11 protein-coding genes are annotated in these 17152 nt (G+C 74.3%); 8 read left to right on the top strand and 3 right to left on the bottom strand.

Annotated features, from left to right (window positions below; all coding sequences use genetic code 11):
- Positions 1-2: 2 nt before the first annotated feature.
- The 8 genes from nusA to ACFRAC_RS21975 all read left to right on the top strand — a co-directional run bounded on the left by nusA (position 3) and on the right by ACFRAC_RS21975 (position 11403).
- Entirely contained in the window at positions 3-989 is a 987-nt protein-coding gene (gene nusA, locus ACFRAC_RS22010) for a transcription termination factor NusA (RefSeq protein WP_382926137.1), read from the top strand.
- Positions 990-1091: 102 nt separating this feature from the next.
- Positions 1092-1370, top strand: a complete 279-nt coding sequence (locus tag ACFRAC_RS22005; protein WP_382926135.1) for a YlxR family protein — start codon at positions 1092-1094, stop codon at positions 1368-1370.
- A 147-nt stretch (positions 1371-1517) separates the two neighbouring features.
- On the top strand, positions 1518-4601 hold the full coding sequence (gene infB, locus ACFRAC_RS22000) for a translation initiation factor IF-2 (protein ID WP_382926132.1): 3084 nt from the start codon (positions 1518-1520) through the stop codon (positions 4599-4601).
- A 143-nt stretch (positions 4602-4744) separates the two neighbouring features.
- Positions 4745-5038: a DUF503 domain-containing protein gene (locus ACFRAC_RS21995; RefSeq protein ID WP_382926129.1), complete on the top strand. Its 294-nt coding sequence runs from the start codon at positions 4745-4747 to the stop codon at positions 5036-5038.
- Between the two features lie 32 nt (positions 5039-5070).
- On the top strand, positions 5071-5526 hold the full coding sequence (rbfA, locus tag ACFRAC_RS21990; RefSeq protein ID WP_361347119.1) for a 30S ribosome-binding factor RbfA: 456 nt from the start codon (positions 5071-5073) through the stop codon (positions 5524-5526).
- Complete coding sequence (gene truB, locus ACFRAC_RS21985; protein ID WP_382926124.1) at positions 5523-6428, top strand: tRNA pseudouridine(55) synthase TruB; 906 nt, start codon at positions 5523-5525, stop codon at positions 6426-6428. The genes rbfA and truB overlap by 4 nt, the downstream gene beginning before the upstream one ends.
- 273 nt (positions 6429-6701) lie before the next feature.
- The gene (locus tag ACFRAC_RS21980) at positions 6702-10301 is read left to right on the top strand and encodes a trypsin-like peptidase domain-containing protein (protein ID WP_382926121.1); all 3600 of its coding nucleotides are present in this window, start codon (positions 6702-6704) and stop codon (positions 10299-10301) included.
- 145 nt (positions 10302-10446) lie between these two features.
- Positions 10447-11403: a bifunctional riboflavin kinase/FAD synthetase gene (locus tag ACFRAC_RS21975; RefSeq protein ID WP_382926118.1), complete on the top strand. Its 957-nt coding sequence runs from the start codon at positions 10447-10449 to the stop codon at positions 11401-11403.
- Between the two features lie 77 nt (positions 11404-11480).
- Here ACFRAC_RS21975 and ACFRAC_RS21970 read toward each other — a convergent pair whose 3' ends face one another.
- From ACFRAC_RS21970 to eccE, 3 genes are all read right to left on the bottom strand, one after another.
- Entirely contained in the window at positions 11481-14597 is a 3117-nt protein-coding gene (locus ACFRAC_RS21970; RefSeq protein WP_382926115.1) for an SCO5717 family growth-regulating ATPase, read from the bottom strand.
- Positions 14598-14986: 389 nt separating this feature from the next.
- Positions 14987-15826: a hypothetical protein gene (locus ACFRAC_RS21965; RefSeq protein ID WP_361347136.1), complete on the bottom strand. Its 840-nt coding sequence runs from the start codon at positions 15824-15826 to the stop codon at positions 14987-14989.
- The gene (gene eccE / locus ACFRAC_RS21960) at positions 15826-17145 is read right to left on the bottom strand and encodes a type VII secretion protein EccE (protein ID WP_382926111.1); all 1320 of its coding nucleotides are present in this window, start codon (positions 17143-17145) and stop codon (positions 15826-15828) included. Before eccE ends, ACFRAC_RS21965 begins: the two co-directional genes overlap by 1 nt.
- Between the last annotated feature and the right edge of the window lie 7 nt (positions 17146-17152).

Below are 17152 nucleotides of genomic sequence, written 5' to 3'. Positions count from 1 at the left end.
CCGTGGACATCGACATGAGTGCCCTGCGGGGCTTGGTTCGGGAGAAGGAGATCTCCTTCGACCTGCTGGTCGAGGCGATCGAGTCGGCCCTCCTCATCGCCTACCACCGCACCGAGGGAAGCCGCCGACACGCGCGCGTGGAGCTCAACCGGGAGACCGGGCATGTGACCGTGTGGGCGAAGGAGGACCCCGAGGACCTCGAGGAGGGCCAGGAGGCCCGCGAGTTCGACGACACCCCGTCCGGGTTCGGCCGTATCGCCGCCACCACCGCCAAGCAGGTCATCCTGCAGCGGCTGCGCGACGCCGAGGACGACGCGACGCTCGGCGAGTACGCCGGCCGCGAGGGCGACATCGTCACCGGTGTGGTCCAGCAGGGCCGCGACCCGAAGAACGTGCTCGTGGACATCGGCAAGCTGGAGGCCATCCTGCCGGTGCAGGAGCAGGTCCCCGGCGAGACCTACCCGCACGGCCTGCGGCTGCGGTCGTACGTCGTGCGCGTCGCCAAGGGTGTGCGCGGGCCCTCCGTGACCCTGTCGCGCACCCACCCGAACCTGGTGAAGAAGCTCTTCGCGCTGGAGGTGCCGGAGATCGCCGACGGATCCGTCGAGATCGCCGCCATCGCGCGTGAGGCCGGTCACCGTACCAAGATCGCCGTACGCTCCACCCGCAGCGGCCTGAACGCCAAGGGCGCCTGCATCGGCCCCATGGGCGGCCGGGTGCGCAATGTCATGGGCGAGCTCAATGGTGAGAAGATCGACATCGTCGACTGGTCGGACGACCCGGCCGAGATGGTGGCGCACGCGCTCTCCCCGGCCCGCGTCTCCAAGGTGGAGGTCGTGGACATGGCGGCCCGGTCCGCCCGGGTGACCGTGCCGGACTACCAGCTGTCGCTGGCGATCGGCAAGGAAGGGCAGAACGCCCGGCTCGCGGCCCGGCTCACCGGCTGGCGCATCGACATCCGGCCGGACACCGACCAGGCCGGGGAATAGATCCGGACCTCGGGTCGCTCAGATTACGTCAGGTTATCGCCTGGCAACTGTTCGAATCCTGCCCCGAAGGGGTGGGGTCCGTACGGGGAGGTAGACTTAACTGTGTCTGGCCGGACACGCGTCCGCGCATGCCCTGAGCGCACCTGTGTGGGGTGCCGGGAGCGAGCGGCCAAGGCTGATCTGCTGCGGATCGTGGCGATCGAGGGCGAGTGCGTCCCCGATCCTCGCGGTACGCTGCCCGGCCGGGGTGCGTATGTGCACCCCGCCCTGGTCTGTCTCGACCAGGCGGTACGTCGCCGGGCGTTCACGAGGGCGTTGCGCGCCCCGGGGACGCTCGACACAAAGGCGTTGCGCCGATACGTCGAGCAGGCAACACCGTAAGAAGCGTCGCGCGGAACCCCCGTGCGGCCCTGGTACCTCGCGAGTCGGAAGTAGGTCGAGATTGCGATGAGCACTCGATGAGTACGCGATGAGTACGCCCATGAAGTAGCGACGGTCCGGACGCAACCCGGACCTAAAAGGAGCGAAGTGGCTAAGGTCCGGGTATACGAACTCGCCAAGGAGTTCGGTGTGGAGAGCAAGGTCGTCATGGCCAAGCTCCAGGAACTCGGTGAATTCGTCCGTTCGGCGTCTTCGACCATCGAAGCGCCCGTCGTCCGCAAACTGACGGACGCCCTCCAGCAGGGCAACGGCGGCGGCAAGTCCGCCTCCGCACGCAAGGCTGCCCCGGCGAAGCCGGCAGCCCCCTCTCCGGCGCAGGGAGCCCGTCCGGCTCCGCCGCGCCCTCCGGCTCCCAAGCCGGCGGCCGAGAAGCCCGCGGCACCCGCCGCGCCGGCCTCTTCCGGCTCCCGTCCCACTCCGGGCCCGAAGCCCGCGCCGCGGCCCGCCCCGGCGTCCCCGGCTCCGACCACGCCCGAGTTCACGGCGCCCCCGTCGGCGCCCGCCGCTCCGGCGGCCTCGCAGGGCCAGGGCTCCGGCACGCGTCCGGGCGCCCCGCGTCCGGGTGGCCAGGCTCCGCGTCCGGGTGCTCCGCGTCCGGGCGGCCAGCAGGGCGGCCAGGGCCGCGGTGAGCGTCCCGGCGCCCCGCGCCAGGGTGGCCAGGCGCCGCGTCCCGGCGCCCGTCCGGCCGGTCCCCGTCCGGGCAACAACCCCTTCACCTCCGGCGGCTCCACCGGCATGGCGCGCCCCCAGGCGCCCCGTCCCGGCGGTGCCCCGCGTCCGGGTGGCCCCGGTGCCCCCGGCGGTGCCCCGCGTCCGCAGGGCCAGGGTCAGGGCGGTCCCCGTCCCCAGGGCGCGGCGGGCGGTCCCCGTCCGCAGGCTCCGGGCGGTCCGCGTCCCACGCCGGGCGGCATGCCTCGTCCGCAGGGCGGCGGCCCCCGTCCCGGTGGCCCGCGTCCCAACCCGGGCATGATGCCGCAGCGTCCCGCGGCCGGCCCGCGTCCCGGCGGCGGCCCCGCCGGCCGTGGTCCCGGTGGCGGCGGTCGTCCCGGTGGCGCCGGCGGCGGTCGTCCGGGTGGCGGCGGCTTCGCCGGCCGTCCGGGTGGCGGTGGCGGCGGCTTCGCCGGTCGTCCCGGTGGTCCCGGTGGCGGTGGCGGCGGTTTCGCCGGTCGTCCCGGTGGTCCCGGTGGTGGCGGTGGCCGTCCCGGCTTCGGTGGCCGTCCCGGCGGTCCCGGTGGCCGCGGTGGCACGCAGGGTGCCTTCGGCCGTCCCGGTGGTCCCGCGCGTCGTGGCCGCAAGTCGAAGCGGCAGAGGCGCCAGGAGTACGAGGCCATGCAGGCCCCGTCGGTCGGCGGTGTGATGCTGCCTCGCGGCAACGGCGAAGCCATTCGCCTGTCGCGCGGTGCGTCGCTCACCGACTTCGCGGAGAAGATCAACGCCAACCCGGCGTCGCTCGTCGCGGTCATGATGAACCTCGGCGAGATGGTCACCGCGACCCAGTCCGTCTCCGACGAGACGCTGGAGCTCCTGGCCGGCGAGATGAACTACACGGTTCAGATCGTCAGCCCCGAGGAGGAGGACCGCGAGCTTCTCGAGTCCTTCGACATCGAGTTCGGCGAGGACGAGGGCGACGAGGAGGACCTGGTGGTCCGCCCGCCGGTCGTCACCGTCATGGGTCACGTCGACCACGGCAAGACCCGACTGCTCGACGCCATCCGCAAGACGAACGTCATCGCGGGCGAGGCCGGCGGCATCACCCAGCACATCGGTGCCTACCAGGTCGCGACCGAGGTCAACGACGAAGAGCGCAAGATCACCTTCATCGACACCCCGGGTCACGAGGCGTTCACCGCCATGCGTGCCCGTGGTGCGAAGTCGACCGACATCGCGATCCTGGTCGTCGCGGCCAACGACGGCGTCATGCCGCAGACGGTCGAGGCGCTCAACCACGCCAAGGCGGCCGAGGTCCCGATCGTCGTCGCGGTCAACAAGATCGACGTCGAGGGCGCCGACCCGACCAAGGTGCGCGGTCAGCTCACCGAGTACGGGCTGGTGGCCGAGGAGTACGGCGGCGACACGATGTTCGTCGACATCTCCGCCAAGCAGGGTCTGCACATCGACTCCCTGCTGGAGGCCGTGATCCTCACCGCCGACGCCTCGCTCGACCTGCGGGCCAACCCGAACCAGGACGCGCAGGGCATCTCGATCGAGTCCCGTCTCGACCGCGGCCGCGGTGCCGTGGCGACGGTCCTCGTCCAGCGCGGCACGCTGCGGGTCGGCGACACGATGGTCGTGGGCGACGCCTACGGCCGGGTGCGCGCCATGCTCGACGACAACGGCAACAACGTCGCCGAGGCCGGTCCCTCGACGCCGGTGCAGGTCCTCGGCCTCACCAACGTCCCGGGCGCCGGTGACAACTTCCTCGTGGTCGAGGAGGACCGTACGGCCCGCCAGATCGCGGAGAAGCGCGCAGCCCGCGAGCGCAACGCCGCGTTCGCCAAGCGCACGCGCCGCGTGTCGCTGGAGGACCTGGACAAGGTGCTCAAGGCCGGCGAGATCCAGCAGCTGAACCTGATCATCAAGGGTGACGCGTCTGGTTCCGTCGAGGCCCTCGAGTCGTCCCTGCTCCAGCTGGACGTCGGCGAAGAGGTCGACATCCGCGTCCTGCACCGCGGCGTCGGTGCGGTCACGGAGTCCGACATCGACCTGGCCATGGGCTCCGACGCCATCGTCATCGGCTTCAACGTCCGGGCAGCCGGCCGTGCGCAGCAGATGGCGGAGCGCGAGGGCGTGGACGTCCGGTACTACTCGGTCATCTACCAGGCGATCGAGGAGATCGAGGCGGCCCTCAAGGGCATGCTCAAGCCGGAGTACGAGGAGGTCGAGCTCGGTACGGCGGAGATCCGCGAGGTCTTCAAGTCGTCCAAGCTGGGCAACATCGCCGGTGTCCTCGTCCGCTCGGGCGAGGTCAGGCGCAACACCAAGGCGCGCCTGGTCCGCGACGGCAAGGTCATCGCGGAGAACCTCAACATCGAGGGTCTGCGTCGCTTCAAGGACGACGTCACCGAGATCCGCGAAGGCTACGAGGGCGGTATCAACCTCGGCAACTTCAACGACATCAAGGTCGACGACGTCATCGCGACGTACGAGATGCGCGAGAAGCCGCGCGTCTGATCCCAGCACGCGATCGGGGCCGGTCGGCGCGAGTTCCCGGAAGGGAAACTCCGTCGATCGGCCCCGGCCGTTGCGTGTACGGTTCCCGTATCGGCGCCGAGCCTGGCGCCCGTACCCCGAACCGGCGGGACATCCGGACACACATGTATGTGGGGACTCTGTCCTTCGACCTGCTCCTCGGCGACGTCCACTCGCTCAAGGAGAAACGCTCCCTCGTCCGTCCCATCGTGGCCGAGCTCCAGCGCAAGTACGCGGCGAGCGTGGCCGAGACGGACCACCAGGAACTCCATCGCCGGGCGGAGATCGGCCTCGCGGTGGTCTCCGGGGACATGGGACACCTCACCGGCGTACTGGACCGCTGCGAGCGGCTGGTCGCCGGACGCCCCGAGGTGGAACTGCTCTCGGTTCGACGCAGGCTCCACAGCGACGAAGACTGAAGCAAGACGTAAGCACTTAAGGAGACGGACCAGTGGCCGACAACGCGCGTGCCAAGAGGCTGGCGGACCTCATCCGAGAGGTGGTGGCCCAGAAGCTGCAGCGCGGGATCAAGGACCCGCGGCTCGGCTCGCACGTCACCATCACGGACACCCGCGTCACGGGGGACCTGCGGGAGGCGACCGTCTTCTACACGGTGTACGGCGACGACGAGGAGCGGGCGGCCGCGGCGGCCGGTCTGGAGAGCGCCAAGGGCGTCCTGCGGTCCGAGGTCGGCCGGGCCGCCGGGGTGAAGTTCACCCCGACCCTCACCTTCGTCGCCGACGCCCTGCCGGACACCGCCAAGACCATCGAGGACCTCCTCGACAAGGCGCGCCAGTCCGACGAGAAGGTCCGCGAGGCGTCGGCGGGCGCCAACTACGCCGGTGAGGCGGACCCGTACCGCAAGCCGGGCTCCGAGGACGAGACGGACGGCGACACCGCGGAATGACGCAGAAGAACACCACGCCCGACGGCCTTGTCATCGTCGACAAGCCGTCGGGCTTCACGTCGCACGACGTGGTCGCCAAGATGCGCGGCATCGCCCGCACCCGCAGGGTCGGGCACGCCGGCACCCTCGACCCGATGGCCACGGGCGTGCTCGTCCTCGGCGTCGAGAAGGCGACCAAGCTGCTCGGTCATCTGGCCCTGACCGAGAAGGAGTACCTGGGCACGATCCGCCTGGGCCAGACCACGGTCACCGACGACGCCGAGGGCGAGATCACCGGGTCCACCGACGCCTCGAAGGTCACCCGCGACGCCGTGGACGCCGGGATCGCCAAGCTGACCGGCGACATCATGCAGGTCCCGTCCAAGGTCAGCGCCATCAAGATCGACGGCGTCCGCTCCTACAAGCGGGCCCGCGAGGGCGAGGACTTCGAGATCCCGGCCCGCCCGGTCACCGTGTCGTCCTTCTCGGTGTACGACCTCCGCGACGCCGTCGCCGACGACGGGACCCCCGTCCTCGACCTGGTCGTCTCGGTCGTCTGCTCCTCCGGCACCTACATCCGGGCCCTCGCCCGCGACCTCGGTGCCGACCTGGGCGTCGGCGGGCACCTCACCGCGCTGCGCCGCACCCGCGTCGGCCCGTACAAGCTGGACGCCGCGCGGACGCTGGACCAACTGCAGCAGGAGCTCACGGTCATGCCGATCGCCGAGGCCGCCACGGCGGCCTTCCCCCGCTGGGAGATCGACCCCCGGCGTGCCCGGCTGCTCACGAACGGCGTCCGCCTCGACATGCCCGACGAGTACACCGGTGCCGGAGCCGTCGGGGTCTTCGACGCCGAGGGCCGCTTCCTCGCGCTCGTCGAGGAGCACAAGGGCAAGGCCAAGAGCCTCGCCGTGTTCGGCTGAGCGCCCGCACGGCGGCACGGGGGCCTGCCCGTGGAGCGGCGGTCACGGGGTCGTCCTCTGCCCGCCGCTCCACGGTCCCCCCTCGGTTCCCCCACCCCTAGGGTGTATCCACCGGCCCCCGCCTGTTCACCCGTCCGGGCAGGCGCTCGGAGTGAACCGAGGGTGTGCAAGGGGGCGCGTTCGGCACGCGACCTGTCCCACTGATCATTTGCGGCCTACCGTCGATGCGACAGGGGCGATGAGCGTGCGGGTGCGGGGCGGGGAGGTTCGACGATGGCGGGACGGGGCCCGCGGGCGGCGGACACGGACGGGACGCGGGGGACGGGTGCCGACGGCGCGGAGCGGCCCGACATGGCCACCGCGTCCCACCGGGCACGCCGCGCGCGTCCCCACGACGACGGCCGCCCCCGGCACGCCCGCCGCCGCCCGGCCCCGGAGCGCCCCGACGGCGACACATCGGGCCCCCGCCTCCGGGACGACGCCCTGGTCCGCGTCCACGACGCGGCCGGACGGCCCCGCGGCCTCGGCTTCCTGGCCGACCACCACGGCACCGTCGTCACCGCCCACGAAGTCGTCGACGGGCTGTCACGGCTCGTCGTGCACACCGCGGGAGGCAGCCGCAGCTGCGTGGTGACCGCCGCCGCGGTGACCCCGCTGCCCGAGCGGGGCCTCGCCCTCGTCCGTACCGAGGGGCTGGGCGTCGACCCGCTCCCGGTGACCGTGCGGGACCACTGCGGAACCGGGACCTACGTGCACATCCCGGCCGCCGGCTGGCGGCAGGCCCGCGTGCTCGACGCGACGCCCGCCACCTACACGGCGACCGACCGCTACCAAGCCCTCGACAGCGTCCTGGAGCTCGCCATCGGCACCGCGGGCCGGGACGCGCTGCGGCTCGGCGGAGGCGCCGCCGGGGGACCCGTGCTCGACGCCGCGACCGGCACCGTCCTCGGCGTCCTCGGCACCGCCCTCCAGTCCGCCCACAGCGACGCGGTGCTCGCCGCACCGCTGCGGCCCGCCCCGGACGGCCCGCTCGCCGCCCTCCTCGCCGACAACGCCGCGACGGTGCCCGCCCACGGGGCCGACCTGAACCTCGCCGGCGTGCTGGAGCTGACGGCCACCCAGGTCGCCCAGGACGCTCCGCCCTCCGGGGCCGGGCCGCAGGCCGCCCCCGTCCAACGGGCCGCTGTCACCGCCGAGTTCGACGCCTTCCTCGCGAGCCCGGCCGCGGTGCTCGGCCTGGTCGGACCGCCCGGCAGCGGCCGTACGACGGAACTCGCGGGACTCGCCGCCCGGCGCGCCCACGGCCCCGACCCCGCGCCCACCCTGTGGCTGCGCGGCGCCGACCTGGCGAGCGGCGACACCTCCGTCGCCGACGCCGCGCGCCGGGCGCTCGACCGCGCCGCGCGCATCGTGGCCGCCTCCGCCGACGCCGACCTCGCCGCCGACCTCACCCCGGAGCGCCTCGCCCGCCTCGCCCGCGCCGCGGGCCGCCCCCTGCTGCTCCTGCTCGACGGCCCCGAGGAGATGCCGCCCGCCGCCGCGGACCGCCTCGCCGACTGGACCGGCGCCACCGCGCGGTGGCTGCGCGACCACGGCGCCCGGCTGGTGGTGGCCAGCCGGACCGAGTACTGGGAGACCGCCGGCGCCGGATTCCCCGAGGACCTGCTGCACGCGCCCGCCGGCCACCCGCCCCGGGGACCCGTGCCGCCGTGCCTCGCCCTCGGCGACCTCACTCCGCAGGAGGCCCGGCAGGCCCGCGCCCGCCACGGCATCCCCGACGACGCCCTCGCCGACGCCGACGCCCGCCACCCCCTGACCCTCCGCCTCCTCGCCGACGTGAGCGCCGCCCTGCCCGGCGCGCCCGCACCCCACCGGGCCGACCGCCACGACGTCCTCTCCGCCCACCTCGACCTGATGTGCCTGCGCGTCGCCGTCCGCCTCGCCGCCGAGAACGGCCTGCGGGGCACCGCCGTGCGCCGTCTCGCCGCCCGGGTCGCCGGCCAGGTCCACGAGGCCGCCCGGCGCAGCCTCGGCACCGGCCGGGGCGAACTGGACCGGCCCGCCTTCGAAGCGGTGTTCCCCTGGGGCCCCGCCCCCCTGTGGCTAGGCGGCACCACCGGCTGGGCCCGCGCCGTCCTCACCGAAGGACTCCTCGTCCCGGCCGGCGACGGCTACCGCTTCGCCCACGAGGAACTCGCCGACTGGCTCCAGGGCCTCCACCTCGACCTCGACGAGGCCCTGCGCGCGCTGCTGCGCCCCGGACCCACCGGCATCACGGACCCCACCGCCGCGCCCTTACCGCACCACCGCATCGGCCCCGTCGTCCAAGCCCTCCTGCACCTCCCGCGCCTGCACGGCACCGGCCGGCTCGGCGACCGGCTGGCGCGGCTGTCCGACGCGCTGGACGCCGACCGGACCGACTGGTGGGCGGCCCGGCTGCTCACCGAGACCCTGCTGCGGGTCCCCGACGCCACGCCCCACCTGGACGTCCTGCGGCTGACCGCCGACCGGATCGTGGCCTGGCGCCGGCAGGGGCACCCCGCGCCCGCCGACCTCGGCCCCGCCTTCTGGACCGCGCTGCCCCTCCCGGACACCGAACGCCTCGACCTGCTGCGCCGCCTCGTCCCGGCCGACGGCCCCCTCGACGACGCCGAGGGACCCCGGCCGCCCCGCTACCTGGACGCCGTCGCCCGCCTCCTCGCCGCCGACCCCACCGCCGTACAGCCCCGGCTCACCCGCTGGTTCGACGACGACCGCCCGCTGCCCGCCACCCCGCACGCGACCGTCGCCCTCGCCGCCCAGGCCCTGCTGCACACCCACCGCCACCGCGCCCTCGACGACCTCACCGAGACCCTCGTCGCCAGCGCCCACCCCCGCGCCGACGAACTCCTCGGCGCGCTCGCCGAGGAGGAGCCGTCCGCACTGTGCCGGGCCGTGGACCGCTGGGCCCACGACGAACGGCCCGCCCGGCGCGTCGCCGCCCTCGCCCACGGGCTGCGCGCCGCACCCCACGTCCGCACCGAGGCCGACCGCGCGCTGCTGCGCTACGCCGCCCTCGCGCTGCTCGCCCGCCCCGCCGACAGCGCCCTGCACGGCGGCGCCCTCGCCCTCCTCGTCCGCGACCCGTGCACCCGCGCCCGCCATCTCCCGCAGGCCCTCGCACACTTCGCGGCAGCCGACCCGCAGTTCCCGCCCAGCGCCCTCGTCGCCGCCCTGGCCACCCATCCCGAACCGGTCCTGGAAGCCTTCCGCGCCCGCCTGGAGCGGCCCGGCACCGGCGCCGTGCTCCGCTCCCTCGCCGACGTCACCGCACCCAGCCTCGCCCGCAAGGTCGCCGGCCTCGTCCGGGACGCGGTGCGGCGGCACCCCGAGACCGCCACCGACGTCGCCGCCTACGTCGACCGGTGCCTCGACCACGGGCCCGGTGCCCGAGCCGTCCTCTTCCCGCTCGTCACCGGTCTGCTCGACGGCGGCCCGGAACAGGTGCGGGCCGCCCTCGCCACCGTGCTCGCCGCCCCCGGCACCCCCGCCTCCCGCGCACTGCGCCGGGAGCTCCTGGACTTCCTGCTCACCCACGAACAGGCGCCCGCCGTCCTCGACGCCCTGCTGCACGCCGCCGTACGCACGACGGGCGGCGCGGCCGACGACGCCCTGCGCGACCTCGTCCACCACACCGGGCTGCTGCTCGTCCGCACCCCGGACGGCGCCGCCCGCTTCGACCGGGGCCTGGTCGACCTCGCCCGGGAGGTCCCCGGCTTCGCCGCGCGAGTCGCCGGCTGGCTCGCCGGCACCCCACGGGACTGGGCGGCCGTCGTCGGCCCCAGCACCCGCCGCATGATCGAGAACCTGGCAGGCGTCCGGGTCCCCGTCTGAGCACCGCGCCGGCACGTGCACCCCGTCACAGCGCCTATGCCGATGCGGGCCGGGGACCGTCGGCATGGCACCCTTAGACCTGCGTAAGACCGTTTGGGCAATGACGGACACCGGTTCGACGAGTTTGCGACAAGGAGCAGGCACAGTGCAGCGCTGGCGTGGCTTGGAGGACATCCCCCAGGACTGGGGGCGCAGCGTCGTCACCATCGGTTCCTACGACGGCGTCCACCGCGGACACCAGCTGATCATCCGGCACGCCGTGGACCGGGCCCGGGAGCTGGGCGTCCCGGCCGTCGTCGTCACCTTCGACCCGCACCCCAGCGAGGTCGTCCGCCCCGGCAGCCACCCGCCCCTGCTCGCCCCGCACCACCGGCGCGCCGAGCTGATGGCCGAACTGGGCGTGGACGCGGTGCTGATCCTGCCGTTCACGACCGAGTTCTCGAAGCTGTCGCCGGCCGAGTTCGTCGTCAAGGTCCTCGTCGACAAGCTGCACGCCAAGGCGGTCGTCGAGGGCCCCAACTTCCGCTTCGGGCACCGCGCCGCCGGGAACGTCGAGTTCCTCGCCGAGCAGGGCAAGACCTACGACTACGAGGTCGAGGTCGTCGACCTGTACGTGAGCGGTGAGGCGGGCGGCGGCGAGCCGTTCTCCTCGACCCTGACCCGCCGTCTGGTCGCCGAGGGCGACGTCGCCGGAGCCGCCGAGATCCTGGGCCGCCCGCACCGGGTGGAGGGCGTCGTCGTCCGGGGCGCCCAGCGCGGCCGCGAGCTCGGCTTCCCCACCGCCAACGTGGAGACCCTGCCGCACACCGCTATCCCCGCCGACGGCGTCTACGCCGGCTGGCTGCACGCCCAGGGCGAGGTCATGCCCGCCGCGATCTCCGTCGGCACCAACCCGCAGTTCGACGGCACCGAGCGCACGGTGGAGGCGTACGCGATCGACCGCGTCGGACTCGACCTGTACGGGCTGCACGTGGCGGTGGACTTCCTCGCCTATGTGCGCGGCCAGGAGAAGTTCGACTCGCTGGACGCGCTCCTGGAGGCCATGGCCCGGGACGTGCAGCGCTGCCGGGAACTGATCGCGGCAGCCGACGGCCCCGCCTGACCCGGACCCGCACACCGCACGGCGGAGGGCCGGCACCCGTACGGTGCCGGCCCTCCGCCGTCGCGCGCTCGCCCCCGCTACTGCTGGGTCCAGCCGGGCGGGACGACGCCCTGCTGCTGCCCCTGCTGCCCTTGCTGCGGTTCCTGCGGCGGCGGGGCCTGCTGCTGCCACTCCTGCCCCGGCGCCGGCTGCTGCGGAACCTGCTGCCAGCCCTGCCCGGGCTGCGGGGCGCCACCGGGCTGGGCGTACGGCTGCGGGGGCTGCTGCTGCGGATAGCCCTGCTGCTGCGGGTGCTGGTACTGCATGTGCGGGTTGCCGAAGCCCTGCTGGGTCCGTGCGATGTCCTCGGCGATCAGGGCGGCGAGGTCGAAGTACGCCTCGCGCGTCCTGGGACGCATCATGTCGAGGTCCACCTCGGCACCCGCGGCGAGGTGCTCGTCGAACGGAATCACCACGACACCGCGGCACCGGGTCTCGAAGTGCGCCACGATGTCGTCCACCTTGATCATCTTGCCTGTCTCGCGGACCCCGGAGATCACGGTGACCGACCGCTGCACGAGATCCGCGAAGCCGTTCGCCGACAGCCAGTCGAGCGTCGTCGAGGCGCTGCTCGCACCGTCCACCGACGGGGTGGAGATGATGATCAGCTGGTCGGCGAGGTCCAGCACACCGCGCATGGCGCTGTAGAGCAGACCGGTGCCCGAGTCCGTGAGGATGATCGGGTACTGCCGGCCCAGCACGTCCAGCGCGCTGCGGTAGTCCTGGTCGTTGAACGTGGTGGAGACGGCCGGGTCCACGTCGTTGGCGATGATCTCCAGACCAGAGGGCGCCTGCGAGGTGAAGCGGCGGATGTCCATGTAGCTGTTGAGCTGCGGGATCGCCTGCACCAGGTCGCGGATCGTCGCACCCGTCTCGCGCCGCACCCGTCGGCCGAGCGTGCCGGCGTCCGGGTTGGCGTCGATCGCCAGGATCTTGTCCTGCCGCTCGGTGGCCAGCGTGGCGCCCAGCGACATGGTCGTCGTGGTCTTGCCGACACCGCCCTTGAGGCTGATGACCGCGATCCGGTAGCAGGACATCACCGGCGTCCGGATCAGACCGAGCTTGCGCTCCCGCTCCGCCTGCTCCTTCTTGGCGCCGAGCTTGAACCGGGAAGGACCCTGGTTGTTCTTGCGCGCCTTCGGCTGGTTGCGCAGCAGCCGGTCGGACGACAGTTCCACGGCGGCGTTGTAACCGAGCGGCGTCCCGGGCGCGGCTTGCTGCTGCTGCGGGGCACCCGGACCGGCCTGCGGACCGGGCGGAGCCGACCAGCCGCCCTGGCTGCCGTAGGCGGCGGGAGTCTGCGGGGGCTGCGGCTGAGGTTGCGGCTGCGGCTGGGCCGGGGGCTGCTGAGCGGCGGGCTGCTGCGGCTGACCGGGCTGACCGGGCTGGCCGGGCTGACCACCGGGCTGCTGGGGATAGCCGTAGCCCGGCTGCTGCTGGGGGTAGCCGTAGCCGGGCTGCGGCTGACCCGGCTGCTGCGGGTAGCCGTACGGCTGGGGCTGACCCGGCTGCTGCGGGTAGCCGTACGGCTGGGGCTGACCCGGCTGCTGCGGATAGCCGTACGGCTGCGGCTGAGCCGGCTGTGGGGCCTGCTGTGGCGCCTGTGGCTGGGGCTGGGGCTGTCCGGGCTGCTGCGGGTAGCCGTACGGCTGCTGCGGCTGGCCCGGCTGGGCGGGCTGGTGCGCCTGGCGTGGGTCCACGGGCTGACCGGGCTGGCCCGGCTGCGGCTGGGCCGGGCCGAACCCGCCCTGGACCGGGGGCTGCTGCGGCTGGGGCTGCGGCTGTCCGGGCTGCTGCGGGTAGCCGTAGCCGGGAGCCTGCGGGGCGCCCTGGGCCTGCGGCTGCGGCACGCCCTGCTGCGGCACGCCCTGCTGGGGGTGCGCGGGCACGAAGCCCTGGGGCAGCGGCGGAAGCGGCTGGCCGGGCTGCTGCTGTCCGGCGGGCTGGGCGTGCGGCTGCGCACCAGGAGCCGCGGGCGGCTGCGTGGGGACGCCGGGCTGGGCGGCGTGCGGCGGCATCGGGGCCTGGGCGGCGGGCTGGGCCTGCGGCTGCTCGGGGGTGGTGGGCTGCGCTTCCGCCTCGGCGGTGGGCGCCGCCCCCGGGGTCGCGGGCGCTGCCTCGGGCTGTGCGTCGGCCTGGGGCCGCGCGGCCGGCTCGGGCTGAACCGGGGGCGCCTCGGGCCGCGGCTGCGGGTCGGCGTCGGCCTGGGCGGAGTCGTCGGCCGCACCTGACGCGGTGTCGGCCTCCGGCTCGGCGTTCTGCTCCGCTTCCGGTTCGTCGTCGCCGCCGAACAGGCGGGCCGCCTCGGCATCGGCGGCGGCGTGATTGAGGTCGGGCTCGGACCGCTCCGCCTCGGGCTGCTCCGCCACCGGGGGTACGGGGGCGGGCGGTTCGGGCGTGGGTGCCGCGGGCGCCTGGGCGCTCTCGTCGACCGGGCGCAGCACCGGGAAGCCGGGCGCGGCCGGGGGAGCGGCCGGTGCGGCGGGGGGAGCCGCGGGCGCGGGCGGGACGGGCGTCGGCTGCTGCGGCGCCTGGAACCCGCCGGAGGTGTCCTGGGTCTGCTGGGGTGCGGGCGTGGCGGGCTGCTGAGGGTAGCCGTAGCCGGCGGGGGTGTTCGGCTGAGGCGTGCCGAATCCGCCGGAGGTGTCCTGGGTCTGCTGGGGTGCGGGGGTGGTGGGCTGCTGGGGGTAGCCGTAGCCGGCGGGGGTGTTCGGCTGAGGCGTGCCGAATCCGCCGGAGGTGTCCTGGCTCTGCTGCGGCTGCGGTGCCGCCGGGCCGGGCTGCTGCTGCGGGTAGCCGTAGGCGCCGGACGCCGGGACGGCCCCCGGGACGGACTGCTGCTGGGGGAAGCCGTAGCCACCCGCGGTCTGCCCCTGCTGCGGCGCGGCCGGTGTGCCCTGGGCCGGTGCGGGGCCCGGGCCGGCCGGAACGCCGGGCGGACCCGCGGGCGTTCCGACGGGTGGGCCGGTCGGCGGGGGTGGTGCCGCCCGCTCGGCATCCTGCTGACCGCTCGGCGGGGAGCCACCCTGCGTGCTCTGGGCGTACCAGGCGGGAGGTGTGTAGACGATCTCGAACTCGCCCGTCAGATCCACCTCGTGATCGTCCCCGTCCGAGGAAGGGCTCCCGCCGTTGTACTCGGACCGATCCCTGTTCACTGCTTGCCTCCTGGTCAGCCACTGCTGCTGAGCGTGTCGTCGTCGCGGCCGGGCGGACCGAGTGGCGAATCCCCCGCGACTGCGATCGTCACCGCACCACCAGAAGCCTAATCACTCGCTTGGCGGGACGGAAAAGGCCCCATGTGCGCGGACGCTATAGCCCGGACTCCGTGGACGGAAGGGGTTCCCGGGCCCGGAGGGACCTGACCGCCGAGCCTCCGGAAGCCGGCCGCCGGCCCCGGGGGACCCTATGGCCGAGCCCCCGAAGAACGTGACGGCCGGGCCTCCGACGGTGCGACGGTCGAGCCCCGGGGCGCCCGGCCGGCGAACCCCGGCACAAGTCGCCCGCGGATCCGCCCCGTTCACACCGCGCCCGGGGCGACGACGGCTCAGTCCATCCGGCGGGCCACACCGAGCAGCCCCGTCTCCGCGTCGGTGGGCTCGGTCATCACGAACTTCTGGTGCTTGCGCGTACACCACAGCGCGACGCCGTCGTGCAGCGTCGGAAGATGCTGGAGGTGCTCCTCCGGGATGCCCAGGGTGTCCTTCACGGCCTCGGTCTCGTACGGCGAGATGCGCTGGATGCCCACGAGGTGCGCCTGCGCCAGCCAGCGCGGAGCGTGCTCGCTGACGAACGGCAGCACCGTCACCACGGACTGCCACGGCACCGACGTCACCCGTCCACGCGGCGGACGGATACCGCAGTCCCGGATCAGCACGACCGGGCTGGACACGGACGGGCCCTGCGCGGGCACCCGGCCCACCGGGTACACCGTCACACACTGCTGACCGCCGCCGGCCGCCTGGGCCAACTGCTGCCACGCCTGCGGGCGGCCGGTCTCCACACCCACGCGCGCCCCGGTCGCGGCGGCCCGCAGCGCCAGCACCTGGGCCAGCCACAGACCGCCCACGAGCACGACGTCGAAGGGCGTGGGACGGGCCAGTCCGAGCACCGCCGGCTGCGACTCCGCATCGGTGCCGATGAGCACACCGTCGTCACCGATCGGCATGCTGATCGCCGCGAGCTCGTCGACGGTCACCACATGACGGTTGCGGCGCGGGCCGCGCAGCCCGAACCCCGGGCTGAAGATGCGCCGTTGACGCTGGGGCGCCTCCGGCTGCCGGATGATCGGGATCATGCCGGTGTCGGTGGGGGAGGCAACATGGGCCGGGGTGCCGGGGGTGCGGCCCTGCTGTCCCGGGGGCATGGTCGGAGCGGGCTGGGACATCAGTAGGTACCTCCGAGCGGCAGAGTGGCGAGGGCTCCGGGGACCTGCTCCCGGTCGAGGCGGACCAGACCGACCTTCGCGGCGCTCGCGGCCCGCTCCAACTCCCTGCCCACCTCGCCCAGTTCGTCGTCGCCGCGCGCGGTGACACGGATGTGCCCGGTGAGGGCGACACCCCGGTTGCCGGCCTTGCTCAGGGTCATGCTGAACGTCGTGGCCAGCACCGGCAGCGAGGTGAACCGCGTCACCAGCTCCGGCAGCGCCACCCCGCCGGGGCCCAACTGCGGCCAGCGGGACACCCAGTACGTCGTGTGCCACCGGTCGTCGACCCGCCAGGTGCGCACCGCCTCGACCGTACGGCGCTGGGTGCGCCCGTCCTGGCCGTGCTGCTGGTTGGAGCGCGGGTTCAGGCAACTGGAGGTCGCGAGCGCCTGCACCAGTTCGGTCTCGTCGAGGATCGTCGCCTTGAAGCCGGCGCCGGCCAGCCGGCTCGCCAGCTGGTCCGCCACCCGCAGCAGGGCGCGCTGCGCGCCCGGGACCCCGTCCCCGCGCGCCTTCACCGCCTCCGGGCACAGCTCCGGGTCCAGTTTGAGGGCAACCCAGGTCAGCCGCAGCGCGGGCGAACCGGACTGCGCCTGGAGCGGGCCGTAGGAGCGCGCGGCGAGCGACTGCGGCGGCAGGTGCGGCGCGGGCGCCGGCTGGGTGTGCTGCACGACCTGCGCGGAGGCCAGCCGGATCCCGTCGACCTCCAGGGCGTCCTGGATCAGCTTGAGCGGCAGCTGCCGTTCGCCCGCTCCGGGGCGCAGCGGCTGGTCGCCGGGCTGCACGAAGAGCACGGCCGTCAGGAACGTGCCGTCGCCGATCATTCCGATCGAGCGGTCGTCACGGGACACGAAGGAGTACGTCCGCAGGGCCGGGTCGCACTCGACGACGGGCACCAGCATGGCGTCCGTCCCCGGCGGCACGGGCAGTTTGGCGTCCCGCCGGCGCCGGCTCAGGGCGCGCGTCGTCTCGTACCACTCCGGCAGGGGGCGGCGGCCGCGGCGCAGCACCGCGAGGAGCAGCAGCAGCGCGGCCACGGCACCGGCCGGGGCCAGCAGCCAGGACGTTCCGGCGGCCCAGGCGGCCACCATGACGGCCGCGGCCAGCTCGACCAGGATCAGCTGCTGCAGACGTACCGGACCGAGCCCGCCCGGGCGGGGCAGCGTGCGCGGCGAGGCGGCGGAGGGAGCGGCAGGCGCGGCAGGCGTACGTCTGCCGTCCGGGCCTCCCGGTTGCTGCGGTGCGCGGCGTCCGCGCCGAGTGCTCGTAGCGCTGCTCATCCCCCGG

The organism is Streptomyces sp. NPDC056628, from assembly GCF_042792555.1.
Classification (GTDB): domain Bacteria; phylum Actinomycetota; class Actinomycetes; order Streptomycetales; family Streptomycetaceae; genus Streptomyces.
The sequence above is the reverse complement of the archived record's forward strand: the minus strand, read 5'-3'. Positions and strand labels throughout refer to the sequence as shown.